16 protein-coding genes are annotated in these 18791 nt (G+C 61.1%); 7 read left to right on the forward strand and 9 right to left on the reverse strand.

Annotation, left to right across the window (positions count from 1 at the left end):
• Positions 1-14: 14 nt before the first annotated feature.
• From IEX27_RS15815 to IEX27_RS15850, 8 genes are all read right to left on the reverse strand, one after another.
• Positions 15-791 (reverse strand): carboxymuconolactone decarboxylase family protein, encoded by a 777-nt coding sequence (locus tag IEX27_RS15815; RefSeq protein WP_188722051.1) that lies wholly within the window; start codon positions 789-791, stop codon positions 15-17.
• Positions 788-1969 carry an SDR family NAD(P)-dependent oxidoreductase gene (locus tag IEX27_RS15820; protein ID WP_188722052.1) on the reverse strand — a complete coding sequence of 394 codons (1182 nt, stop codon included), beginning with the start codon at positions 1967-1969 and terminating at the stop codon, positions 788-790. The genes IEX27_RS15815 and IEX27_RS15820 overlap by 4 nt, the downstream gene beginning before the upstream one ends.
• Before the next feature lie 16 nt (positions 1970-1985).
• Entirely contained in the window at positions 1986-2744 is a 759-nt protein-coding gene (locus IEX27_RS15825) for an SDR family NAD(P)-dependent oxidoreductase (RefSeq protein WP_188722053.1), read from the reverse strand.
• An 18-nt stretch (positions 2745-2762) separates the two neighbouring features.
• On the reverse strand, positions 2763-3716 hold the full coding sequence (locus tag IEX27_RS15830) for an acyl-CoA dehydrogenase family protein (protein WP_188722054.1): 954 nt from the start codon (positions 3714-3716) through the stop codon (positions 2763-2765).
• Between the two features lie 2 nt (positions 3717-3718).
• On the reverse strand, positions 3719-4921 hold the full coding sequence (locus IEX27_RS15835; RefSeq protein ID WP_188722055.1) for an acyl-CoA dehydrogenase family protein: 1203 nt from the start codon (positions 4919-4921) through the stop codon (positions 3719-3721).
• A 12-nt stretch (positions 4922-4933) separates the two neighbouring features.
• Positions 4934-7072 (reverse strand): acetate--CoA ligase family protein, encoded by a 2139-nt coding sequence (locus IEX27_RS15840; protein ID WP_188722056.1) that lies wholly within the window; start codon positions 7070-7072, stop codon positions 4934-4936.
• A gap of 3 nt (positions 7073-7075) precedes the next feature.
• Positions 7076-7846: an enoyl-CoA hydratase/isomerase family protein gene (locus tag IEX27_RS15845; RefSeq protein ID WP_188722057.1), complete on the reverse strand. Its 771-nt coding sequence runs from the start codon at positions 7844-7846 to the stop codon at positions 7076-7078.
• A gap of 249 nt (positions 7847-8095) precedes the next feature.
• The gene (locus IEX27_RS15850; protein WP_280516495.1) at positions 8096-8806 is read right to left on the reverse strand and encodes a TetR/AcrR family transcriptional regulator; all 711 of its coding nucleotides are present in this window, start codon (positions 8804-8806) and stop codon (positions 8096-8098) included.
• Positions 8807-8829: 23 nt separating this feature from the next.
• On the opposite strand from IEX27_RS15850, the gene IEX27_RS15855 reads away from it, so the two are divergent.
• Positions 8830-9702, forward strand: a complete 873-nt coding sequence (locus tag IEX27_RS15855; RefSeq protein ID WP_188722058.1) for an SMP-30/gluconolactonase/LRE family protein — start codon at positions 8830-8832, stop codon at positions 9700-9702.
• On the opposite strand, the gene IEX27_RS15860 is transcribed toward IEX27_RS15855, so the two are convergent.
• Entirely contained in the window at positions 9653-10645 is a 993-nt protein-coding gene (locus IEX27_RS15860; protein WP_188722059.1) for a LysR family transcriptional regulator, read from the reverse strand. The two genes, IEX27_RS15855 and IEX27_RS15860, sit on opposite strands and share 50 nt — an antisense overlap.
• A gap of 112 nt (positions 10646-10757) precedes the next feature.
• On the opposite strand from IEX27_RS15860, the gene IEX27_RS15865 reads away from it, so the two are divergent.
• The 6 genes from IEX27_RS15865 to IEX27_RS15890 all read left to right on the forward strand — a co-directional run bounded on the left by IEX27_RS15865 (position 10758) and on the right by IEX27_RS15890 (position 18791).
• Positions 10758-11828 (forward strand): LLM class flavin-dependent oxidoreductase, encoded by a 1071-nt coding sequence (locus tag IEX27_RS15865; protein ID WP_188722060.1) that lies wholly within the window; start codon positions 10758-10760, stop codon positions 11826-11828.
• 155 nt (positions 11829-11983) lie between these two features.
• Positions 11984-12784: a flavin reductase family protein gene (locus tag IEX27_RS15870; protein ID WP_188722061.1), complete on the forward strand. Its 801-nt coding sequence runs from the start codon at positions 11984-11986 to the stop codon at positions 12782-12784.
• Entirely contained in the window at positions 12781-13944 is a 1164-nt protein-coding gene (locus IEX27_RS15875; protein WP_188722062.1) for a CaiB/BaiF CoA transferase family protein, read from the forward strand. The genes IEX27_RS15870 and IEX27_RS15875 overlap by 4 nt, the downstream gene beginning before the upstream one ends.
• A 119-nt stretch (positions 13945-14063) precedes the next feature.
• The gene (locus IEX27_RS15880) at positions 14064-16103 is read left to right on the forward strand and encodes a 3-hydroxyacyl-CoA dehydrogenase NAD-binding domain-containing protein (protein ID WP_188722063.1); all 2040 of its coding nucleotides are present in this window, start codon (positions 14064-14066) and stop codon (positions 16101-16103) included.
• A 28-nt stretch (positions 16104-16131) separates the two neighbouring features.
• Positions 16132-17292, forward strand: coding sequence for an acyl-CoA dehydrogenase family protein (locus IEX27_RS15885; RefSeq protein ID WP_188722064.1), 1161 nt, complete (start codon positions 16132-16134; stop codon positions 17290-17292).
• A gap of 554 nt (positions 17293-17846) precedes the next feature.
• Positions 17847-18791, forward strand: a complete 945-nt coding sequence (locus tag IEX27_RS15890; RefSeq protein ID WP_188722065.1) for a hypothetical protein — start codon at positions 17847-17849, stop codon at positions 18789-18791.

Below are 18791 nucleotides of genomic sequence, written 5' to 3' on the forward strand. Positions count from 1 at the left end.
TTCCTCCCGGCTTTTTAACCGGCTTTATGTTTCGCAGTTTGGCTGCTTGTCTGCGTCTGTGACGACAGGAACTGGTCGAGCAAAGTTGCGCCGAGTGCGGTTCCGTGTACGGACAGATGTGCTCCAAGCTGGATGGCCTGGAGTATTTCGGCATGGGCGATCCCGGCGTCGAGCGCGACGCGGATCAGCCTGCGTAAAGCCTTGGCGTTGTAGCCAGTGAAGCACGAATTGAGCGCAATCTCCACGAGCAGCCGCTCGGAGGGCGACAGGCCATCAACGGGATCGCCGTATTCGAGGAAATCGACGAGAACTTCGAGATAGCCGGGATCAAGCTGCGCCAGCACGGCGACAAACCTCGAATCCGCCGGGAAGATGCGGTCCGCACGGGCCCGAAGATTGGCGGGAACCTTGGGCGCAAGGGCGATACCCGCCTCTTCCGCCAGAATTTCCACGGCGGAATAGACGCTTTCAAGGCCCTGCGCGGACACAAGATGCAGCACATCCAGCACGTCGGCGGGCGTTGCGCCCGCTTCATGCGCCAGCAGCAGGTGCGTGTTAACGCCATTCTCGAACAGATGGGTCGCGGATGCATCGAGCGCGATGTAGATCAGCTCGATCATGCGCTTGGACAGCGGACCGGTGCGAGCGGGATAACCCGCATAGGAGGCATAGCGCTTAAGGAACTGCGGGTTGATGCGCAGGATCGTCTCGGTCCACGGCCGCCAGTAGCCGCGCTCCGCGATGAAGAATTCCTTGATCTCGCGCTGTTCGGGAGTGAGCTGTTCGGTCATGCCCCTGCCCCCAGTTCCAGGATCTGGCCGGTCAGGAACTGAGCCTCAACGCCGGCAATGAAGGAGATGAACTCGCCAGCAGCGGAAGCCGGACCGTTCAGGCGCACGGCATTGACACGACGGGCCGAGGAAGCCAGCTCGCAGGCCAGAGTGCGCACCAGCATTTCTGCGGCGGCTTCGTCACCCGCCTGCTCCCACTCCGTGACTGAGGAGCGCGGCGGCAGAACAAGCGTCAGCGCGGCGTCTGCCTGATGTTCTGCTGCGAAGCGAACAGCCGCCGTATGAACCGCCTGAGCCAATTTCCCCTCCGCAGCTTTAAGCGGCGAGAAATCGATCACGGCAGGATAGGTGCCGGCTGGCACATCCGACAGGAAATCTTCCGGCCCATCTACGAGCGTGTACCGGGTTGCGACGTCGTGGCTCACGAGCTGACGCTCGGTCGGCGCGACGCGCGCAGAGCCGCCATAGATGGAGGACCCGCCGTCGTAGACAAAGGTCTGGCCGGTGAAAGGACGTGCGCCCTCCCCCGCAAGGAAGGTGACGGCCCGCGCCATCTCGGCGGTCGAGGCCATGCGGCCAAGCGGGATCTTTGACACAGCCTGTGCGGGATCGAGCCTTCCCGCTGCAATCAGGCTTTCCACCAGATCTGTGCGGACGAAGCCCGGGCAAAGGCAGGTTACGGTGAATTCCGGGCAGGTCTTGGCCAGCGCCTGCGACTGCGCGATCACAGCAGCCTTGCTTGGGCTGTAAGCTCCGCGGAGCGGGATCGCCTTGATGCCTGCACCGGAGGATACGTTCACGATGCGGGCTCCCGGAACGAGCTTTTCACGCAACGCCCTGAAGATCAGCGCAGGCGCTTGCGTATTCAACGCGTAGAGACGCTGCAGCTCTGCCTCGGTCTTTTCCACCAGCGGCGTGCCGGACGTGTCCGACATGCCGGCATTGTTGACGACAGCGTCGATCGTGCAGTCGAGTTCGCCAAGCGATGCGATCTCTTCGGCTGAGGTGAGATCAAGCTGCAGCGCTAGGTGGTTGCTTCCCTGCAACTCTCCAAGCAGACGGTCCAGTCCCTCGCGATCCCGATCAACAGCAAGCACGCGCCAGCCCGACGCTGCAAAATGCAGCGCCGCCTCGCGGCCAATGCCTGATGCTGCTCCGGTCAGGAGAACCGTCTGCATGGGGCCCGTCCCGAACTCAGATGTTCGTTACAGTGACGCCGCCATCCACCAGCAGATGTTGGGCGGTGACGAAGCTTGCGCCATCAGAAGCCAGGTAGCAGATCGCCTTCGCGATATCCGACACATGGCCGAGACGGCCAAGCGGCGTCGCGTCGATGCGCTTCTGATCGCGCTCGGCATTGCGGTTGCGCATCGTGCCTTCCGTCGGAACGGCGGACGGGCAGACGGCATTGACGCGGATGTTCTGTGCACCAAGCTCTGCGGCAGCCGCACGCGTGATGCCGAGGATACCCGACTTGATGCCGGAATAGACGACTGCGAGCTTGGTCGAGCGAACCGCTGCCGTGGAAGCCACGTTGACGATCGCACCACCGCGCTCCGGGTCCATCACTTCAGCTGCAGCCTGAATGCCCCAGATGACGCCCTTGAAGCCTACGTCCAGCATGCGGTCCATCGTCTCCGGCGCGATGTCCGGCACCGCCTGATAACGCACCCAGGCGGCATTGTTGACGAGGATGTCGAGACGGCCGCGATATTCGAAAGCGGTCTTCACCGCTCCCTGGATACCTTCGCGGGTCGAAACGTTCGCCGTTACCGGGAACGCCTCGCCGCCCTCTTCCTTGATCTGCGCTACGACAGCATCAACGAACTCTTCCTTGAGGTCGTTGACACCAACGATAGCACCACGCGCCGCCATCTGACGGGCAGTTTCCTTGCCGATGCCGTTACCGGCACCGGTGATCAGCGCTACGCGGCCTTCGAGATCTTTGGTCATGTTCAGCAATCCTTATGTTCAGGCAGCGGCGATGAACGCCTTGCCGATAGACTTGACCACGCCGCCGGTGTTGAAGGCAGCGTCGATCTTGCGAACGTCGCGCAGCGAGCAATGAAGCGGCAGTTCCCAGGTGAAGCCCATGCCACCGTGAAGGTGGATCGCCTTCTCGATGATGAAGCAGGAATTGCCGATCGCGCCTGCAAAGGCGGTATCCACATCGCGAGCCGCACCGAACTCATCCTGCGCAATCGCGCGCTGAAGACCAGCATAGGAGGTTTCGGTCAAGAGCTTCATGCGGGCCATGGTGTGGCGCACCGCCTGCTTGGCGGACAGCGGACGGCCGAACTGGACGCGCCCGGCCATGTGCGATGCCGCACGGTCCATGGCGCCCTCACCTGCTCCGGCGGCAAACGCACCGTAGAGTACCTTCGCCTTGAACTTCAGCTTTGCGAAAGCTTCCGCCGAGAGCGTTGCGACGGTTGCTGCACCCTCAAGCTTCAGCGTGTACTGCGGATAGTCCGGGTCGAGCGACGGGTCTTCCTGCACCTCACCCGAAGCGCGGTCGAGAAGGGCCGCACCCTCGCCGGAGGCAACCAGCACATAATCCGCGTCAGCGACGAAGGTCGCGTGCGTTGCGTAGCCTTCTTCGAGCGAACCCTGCCAGGCGATCGCGGCAGTCTTTTCGCCGCCGACGATTGCAGCGCCGATGTCTTCACCGGCGAGTGCGCTCGCCACCAGCATCTGCTCCACCAGCGGGTAGCGCAGCTGCAGCTTGCCAGCGACGGCAACGATTGGAATGCCGAAAGAGAGGTCAAGGCCAAGGCCGCCCTGCTCTTCCGCAACAATCACACCGAACAGGCCGTTCTCGGCCAGAACAGCGGTCTTTTCAGCAAAGCTCTTGCCTTCGGCATCGGTGATCGCGGCACCGGCGGCCTCAGCAAAATCCTCTGGACGCAAGCTATCGTCACTCATGATCAAAGATCCTTCGGCAGGTTGAGGATGCGCTGGGCAATGATGTCGAGCTGGACTTCCGATACGCCGGCGTAGATCGACTCCGCGCGGGCGAAGAGATAGGCGGTCGTGAAGTGCTTCTTGGCCCGCAGGGCTTCGGCGCTTGCCGTGGGCTTGATCTGCGAAACCATCTCGTAAGCGAAGGTGGCGAAGGCCTGGTGCGTCTCGGACCAGAAAAGCTTGTTGAGCGAGCCGCGCGCGCCGATCGGCGCCCCGCCAGCCATCTGGTCAACCGCCTGTTCGATCAGCCCCTTGAGGCCGTCGATCTCGGTTGCGATCTGGCCGATGCGGCGCTGATAGTAGCCATCCTCGAGGAGCTTCGCCAGTTCCGGATCGGACTTGAAGGCGGCGACGAGCATCTTGAGTTCGGCCTCGAAACGCCACGGACGGTACATGCGGTTGGTTGCGCGTTCGATGGAAAGAACGCGGATCGCCGCTGACCACCCCTCGTCCGGCTTCCCGAGACGGGCGCTGTCCGGAACGACGACATCGTCGAAGAACACTTCGGCGAAGGACTCCTTGCCATCGATCGACTTGATCGGAACGACGCGGATGCCGTGCGTGTTCATCGGCACGGCGAACATCAGGAGGCCCTTGTGCTTGTCGGCAACCGTTCCCGTGCGGGTCAGCAACAGACAGTAGTCAGCCTTCATCGCGCCGGAGGTCCAGATCTTCTGGCCGTTGATGCGCCAGTTGCCGTTTTCCTCGACGGCGCGGGTGCGCAGACGTACGAGATCGGAACCAGCCTCAGGCTCGGAAAAACCCTGGCACCAGTAGTTCTTCATTGCGAGGATCTTTGGCAGGAACTCCTGCTTCTGCTCCTCGGTGCCGACGGCCATGATGATCGGACCGGCAAGCTCCTTGCCGACCGAGCCAACGGATTCCGGCATCATCAGCGCGCCGATTTCCTTGTTGACGGCAAGGTGCTCGCGCAGCGTCAGACCGTAGCCGCCATATTCCTTAGGCCAGGTCATGCCGGCGAGACCGGCACGGTACATGGCCTCTTCCCAGTCGCGGCATTCGTTCAGCGACGGCGTCTTGTAGTCGACGCTGTCAGCGCGCATGGACGACGGCAGGTTGGCCCGGAGCCACTCGCGGGCATGAGCGCGGTAGGCGCTTCTGCTCGTCGCCGGGTCCGGATGGGCGACTTCGATATTGTAGGTCATTCGATAGGTCCCTCAGTGGGAAACGGAGGCCTGGCCGACCGGGATGATGAGCGCGTCGAGAGCGACGACACCTTCACCTTCCGGCCGGACAAGAACCGGGTTCATGTCGATTTCAGCTACGTCGTCAGCGTGACGGCAGGCGAAGCGCGAAAGCGCGGCAAGCGTTGCTGCAGCCGCCTTCACGTCAGCCCTGGCCTGGCCGCGCGCGCCGTCCATGACGGGGAACATCTTGAGGCCGCGGATCATCTGGAGAGCTTCCTCTTCCGTGACCGGAGCCTGCTGGATTGCCGTATCCTTCAGCACCTCGGCGTAGATGCCGCCCATGCCGACCATGACGACCGGACCAAAGACGCTGTCACGCGAAATGCCCATGATGAGCTCTGTGCCGCCCTTCGCCATCGGGGTGACCAGAACGCCGTCGATGCGGGCATCGGCCTTGTAGGCGCGGGCGTTGACGAGGATACGCTCATAGGCTGCGCGGACATCGGCCTCGTTGGTGAGGTTGAGCACCACGCCGCCGGCTTCCGTCTTGTGCTGGATGTCTTCAGACACGATCTTCAGCACGACCGGAAAGCCGAACTCGGCGGCATAGCGGGCGGCCTCATCGGCGGAGGTAACGATCTGCTCCGGCAGGATCGAAACGCCAGAGGCGGCAAGCGCCTTCTTGCTTGCGTATTCGTTGCGGAATGCGCTCGCATCGAGCTTTTCCACCTTGCCGTCGAAGCGGGTTGGCTCGGCAAGCGTCTGCAGCTCACCAAGCCGCGCGAGACCCGCCAGACCCTTCGCTGCCGCGTCGATCGACGGGAAGACTGGGATGCCCATGGCGTTGATCTCGGCAACCGCGTCGGCGGGACCGGCGGAGGTCACGACCAGCAGACGGTCCGGATAGGCTTTGCGAACTTCGCGCAGGCCTTCCATGTACACGCCACGCAGGCGCTTGTTGTAGAGCGAGAGCGACAGGAAGAGTTCCACCGCGTCGGTGTTCTCCTCTTCCATCAGCGCGGAAAGCATCTTGGTCAGAATGTCCGGGCGGGACGACATCTGTGCAGAAGCATCGACCGGGTTGTTGGTGCCGGCGATCGGGACGGCTTCCTGGATGCGGCGCTTGGTGTTTTCGGAAAGGTCCGGCAGCGTCAGGCCAGCCTGCGTGGAGGCATCGGCCATCATGATGCCGAAGCCGCCGGAGGCCGCGACAACCGTTACGCGCTTGCCCTTGGGCAGGCGGTTCGGCAGCAGCATTGAAGCGGCATGGCCAACGTCCAGCATCTCTTCGACGGAATGGACGCGCAGCGCACCGTAGCGGCGCAGCACGGCGTCAATCACGGCGTCAGAGCCAGCGAGCGCGCCGGTGTGGGAAGCAGCTGCCTTCTGGCCGGACTCGGTGGAGCCGATCTTGAGAACGACGACGGGCTTGCCAGCCTTGCGGGCCTTTTCCAGCGCGTAGGTCAGGCGCTCGCCGTTGCGGCAGGTTTCCATGATCGTCAGGATCAGGCCTGTCTCGGCATCATCCGCGTAAGCGGCGATGCCGTCGGCAACGTCAACGTCAGCCTCGTTGCCAGTCGCCATGAAGCGCGCAACGCCAAGGCCGCGGCGGGAGACGTTCTGCACCACATAGGAGCCGATGTTACCAGACTGCGATATGATGGAGACGTTGCCTGCGAGCGGCATGTTATCTTCGAGCACGATCGAAAAGGAACCGATCACAGCCTCGGCAACGGAGAAGGAACCAAGGCAGTTCGGCCCGAGCATTCGGATGTTGCCTGCCCGCGCGATCTCGACCATCTGGTCCTGCAGCGCGGCTCCTTCCGGGCCGGCTTCGGTGAAGCCAGCGGAGAGAACAGCGGCGGCCTTCACGCCTTTCTCGGCGCATTCCTTCAGCGCAGCAACGGCAGCTTCAGCCGGAACAACGATCAGCGCGAGATCGGGCGCCTTCGGCAGGTCCAGCACGGACTTGTAGGCCGTCAGACCCTGGATCTCGCCGCCGCGCGGGTTGATCGGGTAGATCGCTCCCTTGTAGCCATACTTCTGCAGCAGATAGACCGGACGGCCACCGATCTTCGATGAATCGTCCGAGGCACCGATGATTGCAATTCCGTCCGCCTTGAAGAAGGCGTCCATGCCCGCGCCGGGCAGAACAGTCATGTCAGTCATGTATCAACGGCCTTTGAAAACAGGCTTGCGCTTTTCGAGGAAAGCCATGCGGGCTTCCTTAGCATCTTCGGTTTTGGCGAGCGCCATGGTGAATTCCTGCTCGTGGCGGTAGGCCTCGCGCTGGGGCATGACGTCGACCATGTTGGCAGCACGCTTGGCATAGCTGATGGCGAGCGGCGCCTTGGAAGCGATTTCCGCGGCCAGTTCCATCGTGACAGGCAGCAGCTGGTCAGCGGGAAGAACATCCTCGATGACGGCACGGCGCAGCAGATCGTGGGCCGAAAGGCGCTGGCCGGTGAAGAACATGCGGCGGAGTGTGGAGCGGCCGAACAGCGTCTTCAGCATCGATGCGCCTCCAGCGAGACCGACATTGATCTCGGGCATGCCGACCGAAGCGTCTTCCGATGCGTAGAGGATGTCACAGGCGGCAGCGAGACCGAAGCCCGCACCCAGCGCAACGCCGTTGATGGCGGCGATCACGGGCTTGGCGCACTCACGGATGGAGTTGGTCGTCTCTCGCGTCACACGGTTGTGCTCGAGGAAATCGCCCGGCTTGCTGGCGTCAGGGCGGTCCTTGAGGTCGGCGCCCGCGCAGAAAACCTTGTCGATGCCGGTCAGCACTGCGCAGCGGATATCTTCACGCTGCGAAATTTCGTCGAAGGTGGCAATGATCTGGCGGCGCATCTCGCGGCTCAGGGCATTGACCGGGCGGCGGTCCATCGTGACCAGCGCTACATAGTTGGACACTTCCAGGCGAACATACTGTTCGGACATCTTGGCTCCCCTTTGAACACGCCGACTGACTGACCGGTCGGTCAGGCAGCTGAGTACCAAAGAGGGAGGGTGTGCAACAAGTTCGCGAGAAACGATTCCGATGAAAAACTTTCCTGCAATTTCTGCAGTAATGTTCTTCAGCTATTCGTCATCGCTTTGATATTATGAGGGAAACTCGGCTCTACGCAGTTGCAGCACGACCACGAGTTATTTATTGTGCACCGCAACAGGCGGTGTAAAGCTGGCCGATTATCGTTCGGCAAAGCGCACGATTCGGTCGGTACTGACCGCAAACTGACCGGACTTGTCGTCTTCCCGGTCGTTGCCTGACCGCACAATGCCGCCGGCAATCATATCGAAATAGGCTTCCGCAATCTGCGGAGCCGTACGCTTGCCGCCAGGCTTATACCAGCGATGCATCCAGTTGAGCGATGACAGGATCAGACGCCCGGCGAGCCGCGTATCCTCGATCTGGAAAACGCCTTTCTGCACGCCCTCGTCGAGGATGGCGCGCAGCATTTTTTCGAAGGCGTCGCGGCGCAGCTTTACCTGCATCGACATCTTGGGCTCGTTCGAATTCCAGAACTCCTGCGAGGCGGAAATCCAGGAAAGCCGGTTGTTCTCGAAGTAGCCCGCCGTCGCCAGCATGAAGACGCGCAGCTTTTCCTTGGGGCAGGAAATGTCGGCGATCGCTTGCGTGACGGTTTCGTTCAGACCGGCGCTGGTCGTCGAGGTCGCCCGCGTGAAGATCTGGTATTTGTCGGTGAAATGGTGATAAAGCAGCGACTTGGAGATGCCGCACTTCAGCGCGATGTCGCGCATGGAAGTCGCCTCATACCCCTTGGTCATGAACAGCTCCGCTGCCTCTGACAAGATGCGGTTTACCGTGTCGGTGCTGCGCGGACTCAACCCATTCCTCGATCGTATTGTTATATTCTGTACCAGCCTCGCTGTACTCATTAATGAAAAAAGGACGGATGACAATGTCCCTTAGCATCGCACGCTGTGGCGACCTGAAGCTCGATCTGGGCGAATGCCCCGTCTGGGAAGAGGCTAACCAGAAGCTGTGGCTGATGGACTGCCGGCAGGGCCGCATCTATTCCATGGATCGCGATTGGAACGCTTCGTTGGAGGCGAAAATCGAGCCGCCGACCGGTTCCTTTGCACTTTGCGCCGACGGAAGCTTGATCGTCAGCCGCAAGGAAACCATCGTCCGGCTCCGCGAGGGCAAGGAAGAGATTCTCGCACAGATCGAAGAGAGCCATCCAAACATGCGGCTGAACGACGGGGCAGTAATGCCGGACGGAAGTTTCGTCGTCGGCACCATGCATGTCTTCCGCGAGCTCGGCGAGGAGCCACTTGGCGGGCTTTACCGTCTCTCCGCTGATGGCAGACTCACGCGCATCGGCCGCGCCTTCGGCGTTACCAACGGACCGAAGGTGAGCCCGCTAGATGGCCGTTTCTACGTCTGCGACAGCACCCCGCGACAGATCTACAGCTACGCCATCAATGAAGATGGCAGCCTCTCGGACGAAAAGCTCTTCGCCAGCACCGACTCGCTCGGCTCGGCGCCGGACGGCTGCTGTTTCGACAGCGAGGGTGGTCTCTGGACCGCTCTCGTCCATGCCGCCGCGATCATTCGCTTTGCGCCTGACGGATCGGTCAGTCAGCGCATCGACCTGCCGCTCGCCCATCCCGCGTCGCTCTGCTTCGGTGGTCCCGCGCTCGATGAACTCTACGTCACGTCCATTTCCGACAGTGGCCGCCTGAAGGCCGAGGGGCCCATGGATGGCGCGGTGCTGCGCATCACGGGTGCGGGTTATCGCGGTCTTCCGACGCCTTATTTCGGGCGTTAGACTTCTCCTTGATGACGGCCGGTTCGCGGAAAGTGAACCGCCGCTCACCACCGCCAACCAGCGCGGTGACGAAATCGAGGAAGACACGGATCTTGGTGGGCACCAGCGGCGTGTCGATAATGGTCGTATAGATACCCTCTTCGAAGGTCGTGTTCGTCACGTGGTAGTCCGGCAGGAGCCGAACCAGCGTTCCGTCTTCGAGATCCTGCGCCAGCGTATAGTCGTCGAGCAGCGCGATCCCCTCTCCCCGCCGCGCCCATTCAAGCAGCGCAATGCCGTTGTTGGCGATATGGCGCGGATGGATCTCGAGCTCCTGCAGCTTCTCGTCCTTCTTGAAGCGCCAGACGTAGCTGCCGCCCGGAAGCATATAGGCGAGCGTCGGCCAGCGGTTGATGTCGTCCGGCGACTTGATCGGCGGCATGGAGGCGATCAGCTCCGGTGACGCAACCAGATAGCGCTCTGATACGAAGAGGCGGCGACGCTTCAGGCCCGCCTCTTCCGGCGGTGCGATGCGGAAGTCGATGTCGATATTCTGCCGGCGCAGGTCCACGAGGGTTTCGGATAGTGTAAGCTCGACCGTGATCTCGGGAAATTCCTTGCGGAAGTCGGGGATGAGCGGCGTCAGCACGCCAAGTCCGAACATCGTACGCGAATGAACGCGCAATATGCCTTGCGGCACGGACGAAATCGCGGTGATCGAACTTTCCGCCTCATTGATGGACCAGAGGATACTCTCGATCTGACGCGCATATTCCTGTCCCGCTTCCGTCAGGATCACCTGCCGGGTGGAGCGTACCAGCAGCTTCACCTTCAGATAGTCTTCGAAATCGGCGATTACGCGCGAAGCGGAGGTGGGCGAGACGCCAAATTGCTTGGCCGTGGCAGTAAAGCTGCCGGTTCTGGAGACCGACAGGAACAACTCCATGGCACGTAGGCGGTCCATCATTACCCTCCTAAATCGCAGGACAGATACTCTGTTTAACACAATTCCAAACTTTTACGTATGGAATTTAAATGCTCCCAGACAATTTGATCGTGCCTTCGGGAGTAGCGAAATGGAATTTGGCGTATTTATCCTTGCGCAGCAGCGTGGATACCACCAGTCTTCTCAACAGGTTATTACCAATTCGATCGAGCAGACCGTCCAGGCTGAGCAGGCTGGATTTAACGCTGCCTGGTACGCCGAGCACCACTTCAACAACTACTCACTCTCCCCTTCCCCACTGATGATGGTTGCGCATGCTGCCGGCAAGACCAGCCGCATCCGCCTCGGTACCGCCGTCTGCATCCTGCCGCTCTACCAGCCGCTGCGCTTCCTCGCAGAAGTAGGCTTCGCTGACGTCGTTTCCAACGGTCGTCTCGAGCTTGGCGTCGGCTCGGGCTACCAGGACTTCGAATTCCAGCGCTTCGGCACCAATCTGGCCGACTCCGGCAAGATCTACAACGAGTTCCTCGACGTGATCCCGATGGGTCTGAAAGAGAAGACGTTCGAGTACCACGGCAAGTTCCTTGACATCCCGCCGACCTCGATCGCCGTTCGCTGCGTGCAGGACCCGATGCCTCCGATCTGGGTCACCTCGGGCAACCCGGTAACGCTCGGCCGCGCCGTTCGCGAAGACTATGCCCTCTTCACCACCGCCCTCCTCGGCGGCATGGACGCCGTCCAGCGTCAGCGCGACAAGATGGTCGCCGTTGCCGAAGGTGAAGGCAAGGACCTCGACAAGGATGTCAAGTTCGGCTTCCTGCGTTGCGCCTACGCTTCGGACAACCAGGCTGAAATCGACTCCTACCTCGATAACGCCCGCTTCCAGCGCCGCATTTCCGAGTCGCTGAAGTACCGCCGCGCCGAGACCGACGACGGATACCTGGTCAAGGAAGTTCCGACCGAGAACGATCCGACCATCGAGGAGCTGCGCAACAACCTGCCGGTCGGTTCCGTCAACCAGGTCATCGACAAGCTGCTGGCTGAGATCGAAGTCCTGAAGCCGAAGCACATCGCTGTTAACACGCAGCTCGGCGACTTCGACCAGAAGACCATGCTGAAGCAGATCGAGCTCTGGGGCGACAAGATCATCCCCGCCGTCAACAAGGCGCTCGGAACGTCTTCTGAAAAGGCTGCGGCCTAACGTTACTTCCTCCGTGCGCGGGCTGCCGCGCACGGGTTCCTTTGGTCGTTGTTCGCAATGGCCTAACGTGACCGGCCCGGCACTCCCCCCCCCCTAAAGTCGGGTCGGTCATGTCGCCAATGTTGACTGGGCTCCGCAGCTTGAGGTCCTGAAAAATGCGCGTTTATCTGACGAATGCAGGCGTTGTAACGCTTCTTGAACCGGCCAATTTCCGCGGCCTTGATGTTCTCATCGATCCGCAGGCGCCGGACCAGATCGAACGTGCCATCAGCCGGATCGGCAAGCGCGAGGGTGAAGGCCACGTCCGCCTTTCTCCATCGGTTCTCCGTTTCCTCTCGCCCCACGCCGGTGAAGCGGAATGGGAAGAGAACTTCGACAAGATGATCGCCTATGCCACCAAGGCTGGCTGGGTCGACGACTCGAACATGGTCCGCGCGCACATCACCTTCGCCGAGCCGCAGCCCTCGATCACCCCTGACGTTTTCAAGGCCGCCATGCGGGCGCTGCCCGCCGGCATCGCCGCCATCACCACCGGTCAGGGCGACGGCCGCGCAGCCTTCATCGTGTCCAGCCTCGTCTCCATTTCGGCCGAGCCTCCGTTGGTCGGCTTCTTCGCCAATCGCACTGTCTCCGCCCTGCCAACGATACTCGCCGAGAACAAGTTTGCCGCCAATGTGCTGGGCACGGGTCAGGAAGACGTCGTCCAGACCATGTGCAGCGCGCCGCAGGGTCCGGCCCGCTTCTCCAATGGAACCTGGCTTGAGGGCAAGAACGGCCTTCCCGTGCTCGATGGAGCATTGGCAACGCTGGAATGCGACATTATAAGCTCGACCACAGTTGGCACCCACCAGTTCATCGTCGGCCATATTCGTCATTCCTCGTCGGCTGAGGCGATCCATCCCCTGGTGAATTTCAATGGTGGCGTGCGTCATTTACCGGAAAGACTGAGTGCATGAGTGCATTGGATGGTTTGATTGTCATTGACGCCAGTCGCGTGCTGGGTGGCCCTTATTGCGGGCAGATCCTGGCCGACCACGGCGCAAGGGTAATCAAGATCGAACCACCGCAGGGCGATGAGACCCGACTTTGGGGCCCGCCCTTTCAGGGTGACGCAGCAAGCTATTTCATCGGCCTCAACCGCAACAAGGAAGGCATCGCGCTCGATTTCAGTCAGGAATCGGGGCGCGCTTTCCTTTTGCAGCTGCTTGAAGGCGCCGACGTCTTCATCGAAAATTTCAAGACCGGCACGCTTGAGAAGTGGGGCATCGGCCGCGACGAGCTGCGCGAGCGCTTCCCGCGTCTCGTGCATGTGCGCGTCTCCGGCTTCGGTGAGGATGGCCCCTATGGCGGCCGCCCGGGCTATGACGCTGCAATCCAGGCGCTCTGCGGCATCATGTCGGTCAACGGCGAGGCAGGCGGCCAGCCGCTGCGCGTCGGCATTCCGGTCGTTGATATCGTCACGGGCCTCAACGCGGCCCTCGGCTGCCTTCTGGCGCTGCAGGAGCGGGAGAAGTCCGGTCTCGGCCAGTTCGTTGAAGCAGCACTTTACGACTGCGGCATCTCGCTGATGCATCCGCACCTGCCCAACTATTATCTGGGCGGCGGCCTGCCGAAGCTCGCGGGCAACGCGCATCCGAACATCACGCCCTACGACACCTATGCCTGCAAGGACGCGGATATCTTCCTCGCCGTGGGCAACAACGGCCAGTTCCGCAAGCTTTGCGAAGTACTGGGCATTCCGGAACAGGCAGACGAGCCGCGCTTCGCCACCAATGCCGACCGCAAGACAAACCGCCCTTACCTGCGCGAGGTTCTGGAAGCAGCACTTTCCAGGCACGTTGCCGCCGATATCGCCGAGACGCTGATCACCTCAGGCGTGCCCTGCGCGCCGGTGCGCACACTCGATCAGGTCGTTGAGGATCCGCATACCCAGGCACGCGGCATGATCGTCGACATCGGCGAGACCTATCGCGGCACCGCAAGCCCCATCAAGCTGGAACGCACGCCGGCAAGCTACCGCAAGGCTCCCCCTTCCTTCGCCGAGGACAGCGAGGCGATCGCAAGGGAATTCAACCTTGAGGGTGAAGCGGCGTCGGTCCTGCTGCGCAAGAAATAAGGTTTGACGCCCGTGCGCTCACAGTGCACGGGCTTTTTCGCGCACATCCATATGCGCCACGAGGCGCGAACCAAGCGCTTGTCGCGCTCGGCTAGGCTACAGACATTTGGGAAGAGTATATGCCTGTTACCGTTGAAATCATCGGCTCCATCGGCCACGTCACGATCGACAATCCGCCCGTCAATGCGATTTCTGCGGCGGTGCGCAAGGGCCTGCTCGATGCCGCGACGGCGCTTGAGAACAACCCGGACGTGAAAGGCGTGGTTCTTGCCTGCGCTGGCAAGACCTTCATCGCCGGTGCGGACGTCACCGAGTTCGACAAGCCGGCAATCGAGCCGCATCTGCCTGATGTCATCGCGGCCATCGAGAACAGCTCGAAGCCTTGGGTTGCCGCCATTCACGGCAACGCGCTGGGCGGCGGTCTGGAAATCGCGCTCGGCTGCCGTTTCCGCGTCGCTGACAAGGGCGCGTCGCTTGGCCTGCCCGAAACCAACCTTGGCATCATTCCGGGTTCCGGCGGTACGGTGCGCACGCCCCGCCTGATCGGCGTCGAGGCTGCCGTTGACCTCATCACTTCCGCCAAGCCGGTGAAGGCCCCGAAGGCCCTGCAGCTCGGCCTCGTCGATGCCGTTGTTGAAGGCGATCTGGTTGAAGAGGCAAAGAAATTCCTTGAGGATGCGCTGACCCGCGACCTGCCGCAGCGCCTCTGCGAACGCGGCATCGAGGCTCCGGCTGACGGCTATTGGGCCGAGACGGAAGTGAAGGTGAAGAAGGCCGCCAAGGGCAACACCGGCCCTGTGGATGCGCTTGCCTCCATCCGCAAGGCCGTCACCGCGACCTTTGCCGATGCGCTTGCCTTCGAGCGTGAGGCGTTCCTGCGGCTGCGCGTCTCGCCGCAGTCGGCGGCACTGCGCCATATCTTCTTCGCCGAGCGCGCTGCTGCCCGTCCGGCCGAAATCAAGGGCGTTGAGCCCCGGAGTCTCACGAAGATCGGCGTTGTCGGCGGTGGCACCATGGGTGCAGGCATTGCAGCCGCCATGCGTGACGCGGGCCTGCCCGTCCACATGGTCGAGCGCGACGACGAGGCGGTTGCCCGTGGCCGCGCCAATGTCGAGAAGATCTACAAGGGTTCGCTCGCCAAGGGTCGTCTGACGCAGGAGCAGCATGACGCCCGCCTCGCCGGCTTCTCGGCTTCCGCCAACTATGCGGACCTCGCCGACTGCGACCTCGTCATCGAGGCCGTGTTCGAGGATCTGGACGTCAAGCGCGCGGTCTTCGCCGAGCTCGCCAAGGTGTGTTCGGACAAGGCGATCCTCGCCACCAACACCTCCTACCTGAACCCGGAACTGATCTACGAAGGCTTGCCTCATCCGGAACGCTTCATCGGGCTGCACTTCTTCAGCCCGGCCAACATCATGAAGCTGCTTGAGATCGTGCCGACGTCGCAGACTGCGATCGACGTTCTGGCGACCGGCTTCGAGCTGGCAAAGAAGGCCGGCAAGATGCCCGTCCGCGCCGGCATCTGCGATGGTTTTATTGGCAACCGCATCCTGAAGGTGACGCGCGCCCAGGCTGAAAAGCTGCTGCTCGCTGGCTGCACGCCGGCTGAGGTCGACAGTGCATTGCGCGGCTTCGGTCTCGCCATGGGGCCGTTCGAGGTGCAGGATCTGGCAGGCCTCGACATCGCGGCCTTCCAGCGTCAGGCAGCGCGTGCCCGTGGCGAAACGCCGTTTGCGCCCGTGGGTGACCTCGTCGTTGCCGCCGGACGCCTCGGCCAGAAGACGAAGGGCGGCTGGTACGATTACACCGACGCCGGACGTTCAAACGAGATCCCGGCTGCTGTTGCAAGCGCCATCGAGGAAGCGCGCGCAGCTTCCGGTGTCGAGGCGCGCGACTGGACGGCTGACGAGATCGTCGAGGCGATCATCTATCCGATGATCAACGAGGCCGCGAAGATTGTCGAGGAAGGCATTGCGCTGCGCGATGCCGACATCGACCTCGTGAAGGTGCACGGCTACGGGTTCCCGCGTTATCGCGGCGGGCTGGTGCAATATGGCCGCGCCGTAGGCTTCGCCAACGTCGTTGCTTCGCTTGAAAAACTCACGGCCGCAAAGCTGGCCGATGCCCCGAGCGCCAAGCTGCGCGAATGGGCGAACTGAACCGCTGAGAAAAGATCCGAGACAAACCATGGCACTTGATCCCGAAACCCTTGACCAGCTCCGTGACATGATCCGCCGCTATGTGCGCGAGCGCCTCGTCCCTATGGAAGCACAGGTTGCCGAAGAGGATGCGATCCCGGACGAAGTTGTCCAGGAGATGCGTGACCTTGGCCTGTTCGGCCTGACCATCCCCGAGGAATACGGCGGCATCGGCCTCAACATGTCCGAGGAAGTGCAGATCGCCTTCGAGCTTGGCTACACGTCGGCTGCCTTCCGTTCGCTGATCGGCACCAACAACGGAATCGGCAGCCAGGGCATCATCATCGACGGCACGGAAGAGCAGAAGCAGAAGTACCTGCCCCGCCTCGCCACCGGCGAACTCATCGCCTCCTTCGCGCTGACCGAGCCGGAAGCCGGTTCCGACGCGGGCTCGCTGAAAACCACCGCCCGCAAGGACGGCGACTACTACGTGATCCGCGGCACAAAGCGCTTCATCACCAACGGACCACGCGCCGGCCTCTTCACGGTCTTTGCTCGCACGGATCTTTCAAGCACGAACGCTGCCGGCGTCTCCGCCTTCCTCGTGGAAGCCGGCACCCCGGGCCTCTCGCTCGGCGCGATCGACAAGAAGATGGGCCAGAAGGGTTCCTACACCTGCGACGTGATCTTTGACGACGTGCGCGTCCACAAGGACCAGATCATCGGCGGCGTCGAGGGTCAGGGTTTCAAGACGGCCATGAAGATTCTCGACCGTGGCCGCCTGCACATCTCGGCCATCTGCGTGGGCTCGGCCGAGCGCATCATCCACGAAGCGCTGACCTATGCGATCGACCGCAAGCAGTTCGGCAAGCCGATCGCCGAGCAGCAGCTGGTGCAGGCCATGCTGGCCGACAGCCAGGCGGAAGCCTATGCCGCCCGCTGCATGGTTGAAGAGACGGCGCGGCGCCGTGACGCCGGCCAGAACGTCTCGCAGGAAGCAGCGTGTGCCAAGATGTTCGCTTCCGAAATGGTTGGCCGCGTTGCCGACCGTGGCGTGCAGATCCACGGCGGCGCCGGCTACATGCAGGAATATGCCGTCGAGCGCTTCTACCGCGACGTCCGCCTCTTCCGCATCTACGAAGGCACGACGCAGATCCAGCAGCTGGTGATCGCAAGGAACATGATCAAGCAGGCTAAGGCCGGGATGTAGGTTTAGGCTGAGACGTTCAGTGCTGAATGAATTGAGCCCGGGGCGATGCTCCGGGCTTTTATTCATCCGTTAAACTATGAATTACGCATCATCGCACTACAATTCACAGCGCAACAATATCATATTAAACAATATCTCGTCAACGAAAATTTATTAAGTATAAATTACATATTCACAATTACTGGTTATTGTTTTTGCTAATTAGTTGACAAATCTACCGCAAAGAAAGCACTGTGAACTAGCTTAAGTTTTCTATTTGATTTTTAGTAAAGGGATATTCATATGTATATTGGCGGAGGCAACAACTCTCGGGGTGGTTCAAATTCGTATGGCGTAAACCGGGCGGATAAGGTCAACCGCGACGGAACGAAGGACGCGGCCAACAAGGATTTGTTTGACCGCGTTCGCGACGCAGCTCAGCATATCGCAGTCAATACGAGTAGCATTGGACCAGCTGGGGCATCCTATGGTTGTGGCTCCTGCCACGATCCATACGGCGATCGCTCGCGATCGCACAGCCGTGGCAAGCCGACGAACTTCGTCTGAACAAATTGATGCAGACTCCTGCTGGCAAGCCGCGGTCGCGCGGCGTTTTCAGATACTTTGCTGTTAGCACAGTCATCTTATTCGGTGTGGCCGCTCTTGCGGCCGCACTTCACCACGCGTTGCGCGATTCGTATCCAGGTCGGAAATTCGAAGGCTTTTTTCGCGAAGCCCTCGCAATGGGGTCTACCGACGATAATTTCCTGTTGGGTCGCTTCGCCAGCAGGTACGATGTTTGCATCTATGGGATGAGCGACCCGGTTGCGGAAAGCGGATTCGCCACCTTCTTCGGCATGGTCCGTAATGAGACATGGATGCAGTCGAACCTGATATACCGGACAGACGTTTCCAATTGCCCGGAGACAACGTTCTTCTATGTATTCCATCATAAGGGTGAGGACAGCGTCATCCGCTCCACAATTGATGACCTAACCTATATCACCGCCAGGCATGGCATGACATTCCCGCAGGACCATAGTCTCTACTTCCAAACGTATTCGCCGGGGCTCGTTGTCCAATTGGCGCCGCCGGGCAAGGATAGAAAGGTTTATTCAGCCATCAACGGCTTCGCCGGCACCTCTTCGGAAGCCGATAAGATGCTGGCTCATAATATCATCCAGCAGGAGCTGCTGCAGGCCATCCTCAACGCAGGCGATCTGGAAGTCAACCGCACCCCAGTTTCCATCATTGAGGAGTGGAATATATCAACCCCGCTCCGTGCTCCGATGGCTGACCCGCAATATCGAGCGCAGTGGCTGGAGCATAACGTCTACAACATGTGTCTGTACGATATCATGCTGCTGATCACCCTCTATGCATGGGATGAATCGATCCTGGATGACAGGCTTGGCTCATACATCCGGTACATTCGCAACAACTACGAAGCAATTGAGAAGAGAGCTCGCGAGATCCAGTACGACGAGCGCTACAGCGACATATTCGTCCAGAAGTGCTGA

Source organism: Nitratireductor aestuarii, assembly GCF_014641695.1.
GTDB lineage: Bacteria > Pseudomonadota > Alphaproteobacteria > Rhizobiales > Rhizobiaceae > Chelativorans > Chelativorans aestuarii.

Bases quoted from the DNA above. Each gene is read 5' to 3' on its own strand.
- IEX27_RS15820 (WP_188722052.1), bottom strand. From the start codon at position 1,969: ATGCAGACGGTTCTCCTGACCGGAGCAGCATCAGGCATTGGCCGCGAG.
- IEX27_RS15860 (WP_188722059.1), bottom strand. From the start codon at position 10,645: ATGGACCGCCTACGTGCCATGGAGTTGTTCCTGTCGGTCTCCAGAACC.
- IEX27_RS15890 (WP_188722065.1), top strand. From the start codon at position 17,847: ATGCAGACTCCTGCTGGCAAGCCGCGGTCGCGCGGCGTTTTCAGATAC.
- IEX27_RS15865 (WP_188722060.1), top strand. From the start codon at position 10,758: ATGGAATTTGGCGTATTTATCCTTGCGCAGCAGCGTGGATACCACCAG.
- IEX27_RS15850 (WP_280516495.1), bottom strand. From the start codon at position 8,806: ATGAGTACAGCGAGGCTGGTACAGAATATAACAATACGATCGAGGAAT.
- IEX27_RS15875 (WP_188722062.1), top strand. From the start codon at position 12,781: ATGAGTGCATTGGATGGTTTGATTGTCATTGACGCCAGTCGCGTGCTG.
- IEX27_RS15835 (WP_188722055.1), bottom strand. From the start codon at position 4,921: ATGACCTACAATATCGAAGTCGCCCATCCGGACCCGGCGACGAGCAGA.
- IEX27_RS15825 (WP_188722053.1), bottom strand. From the start codon at position 2,744: ATGACCAAAGATCTCGAAGGCCGCGTAGCGCTGATCACCGGTGCCGGT.
- IEX27_RS15855 (WP_188722058.1), top strand. From the start codon at position 8,830: ATGTCCCTTAGCATCGCACGCTGTGGCGACCTGAAGCTCGATCTGGGC.
- IEX27_RS15840 (WP_188722056.1), bottom strand. From the start codon at position 7,072: ATGACTGACATGACTGTTCTGCCCGGCGCGGGCATGGACGCCTTCTTC.
- IEX27_RS15880 (WP_188722063.1), top strand. From the start codon at position 14,064: ATGCCTGTTACCGTTGAAATCATCGGCTCCATCGGCCACGTCACGATC.
- IEX27_RS15830 (WP_188722054.1), bottom strand. From the start codon at position 3,716: ATGAGTGACGATAGCTTGCGTCCAGAGGATTTTGCTGAGGCCGCCGGT.
- IEX27_RS15845 (WP_188722057.1), bottom strand. From the start codon at position 7,846: ATGTCCGAACAGTATGTTCGCCTGGAAGTGTCCAACTATGTAGCGCTG.
- IEX27_RS15870 (WP_188722061.1), top strand. From the start codon at position 11,984: ATGCGCGTTTATCTGACGAATGCAGGCGTTGTAACGCTTCTTGAACCG.
- IEX27_RS15815 (WP_188722051.1), bottom strand. From the start codon at position 791: ATGACCGAACAGCTCACTCCCGAACAGCGCGAGATCAAGGAATTCTTC.
- IEX27_RS15885 (WP_188722064.1), top strand. From the start codon at position 16,132: ATGGCACTTGATCCCGAAACCCTTGACCAGCTCCGTGACATGATCCGC.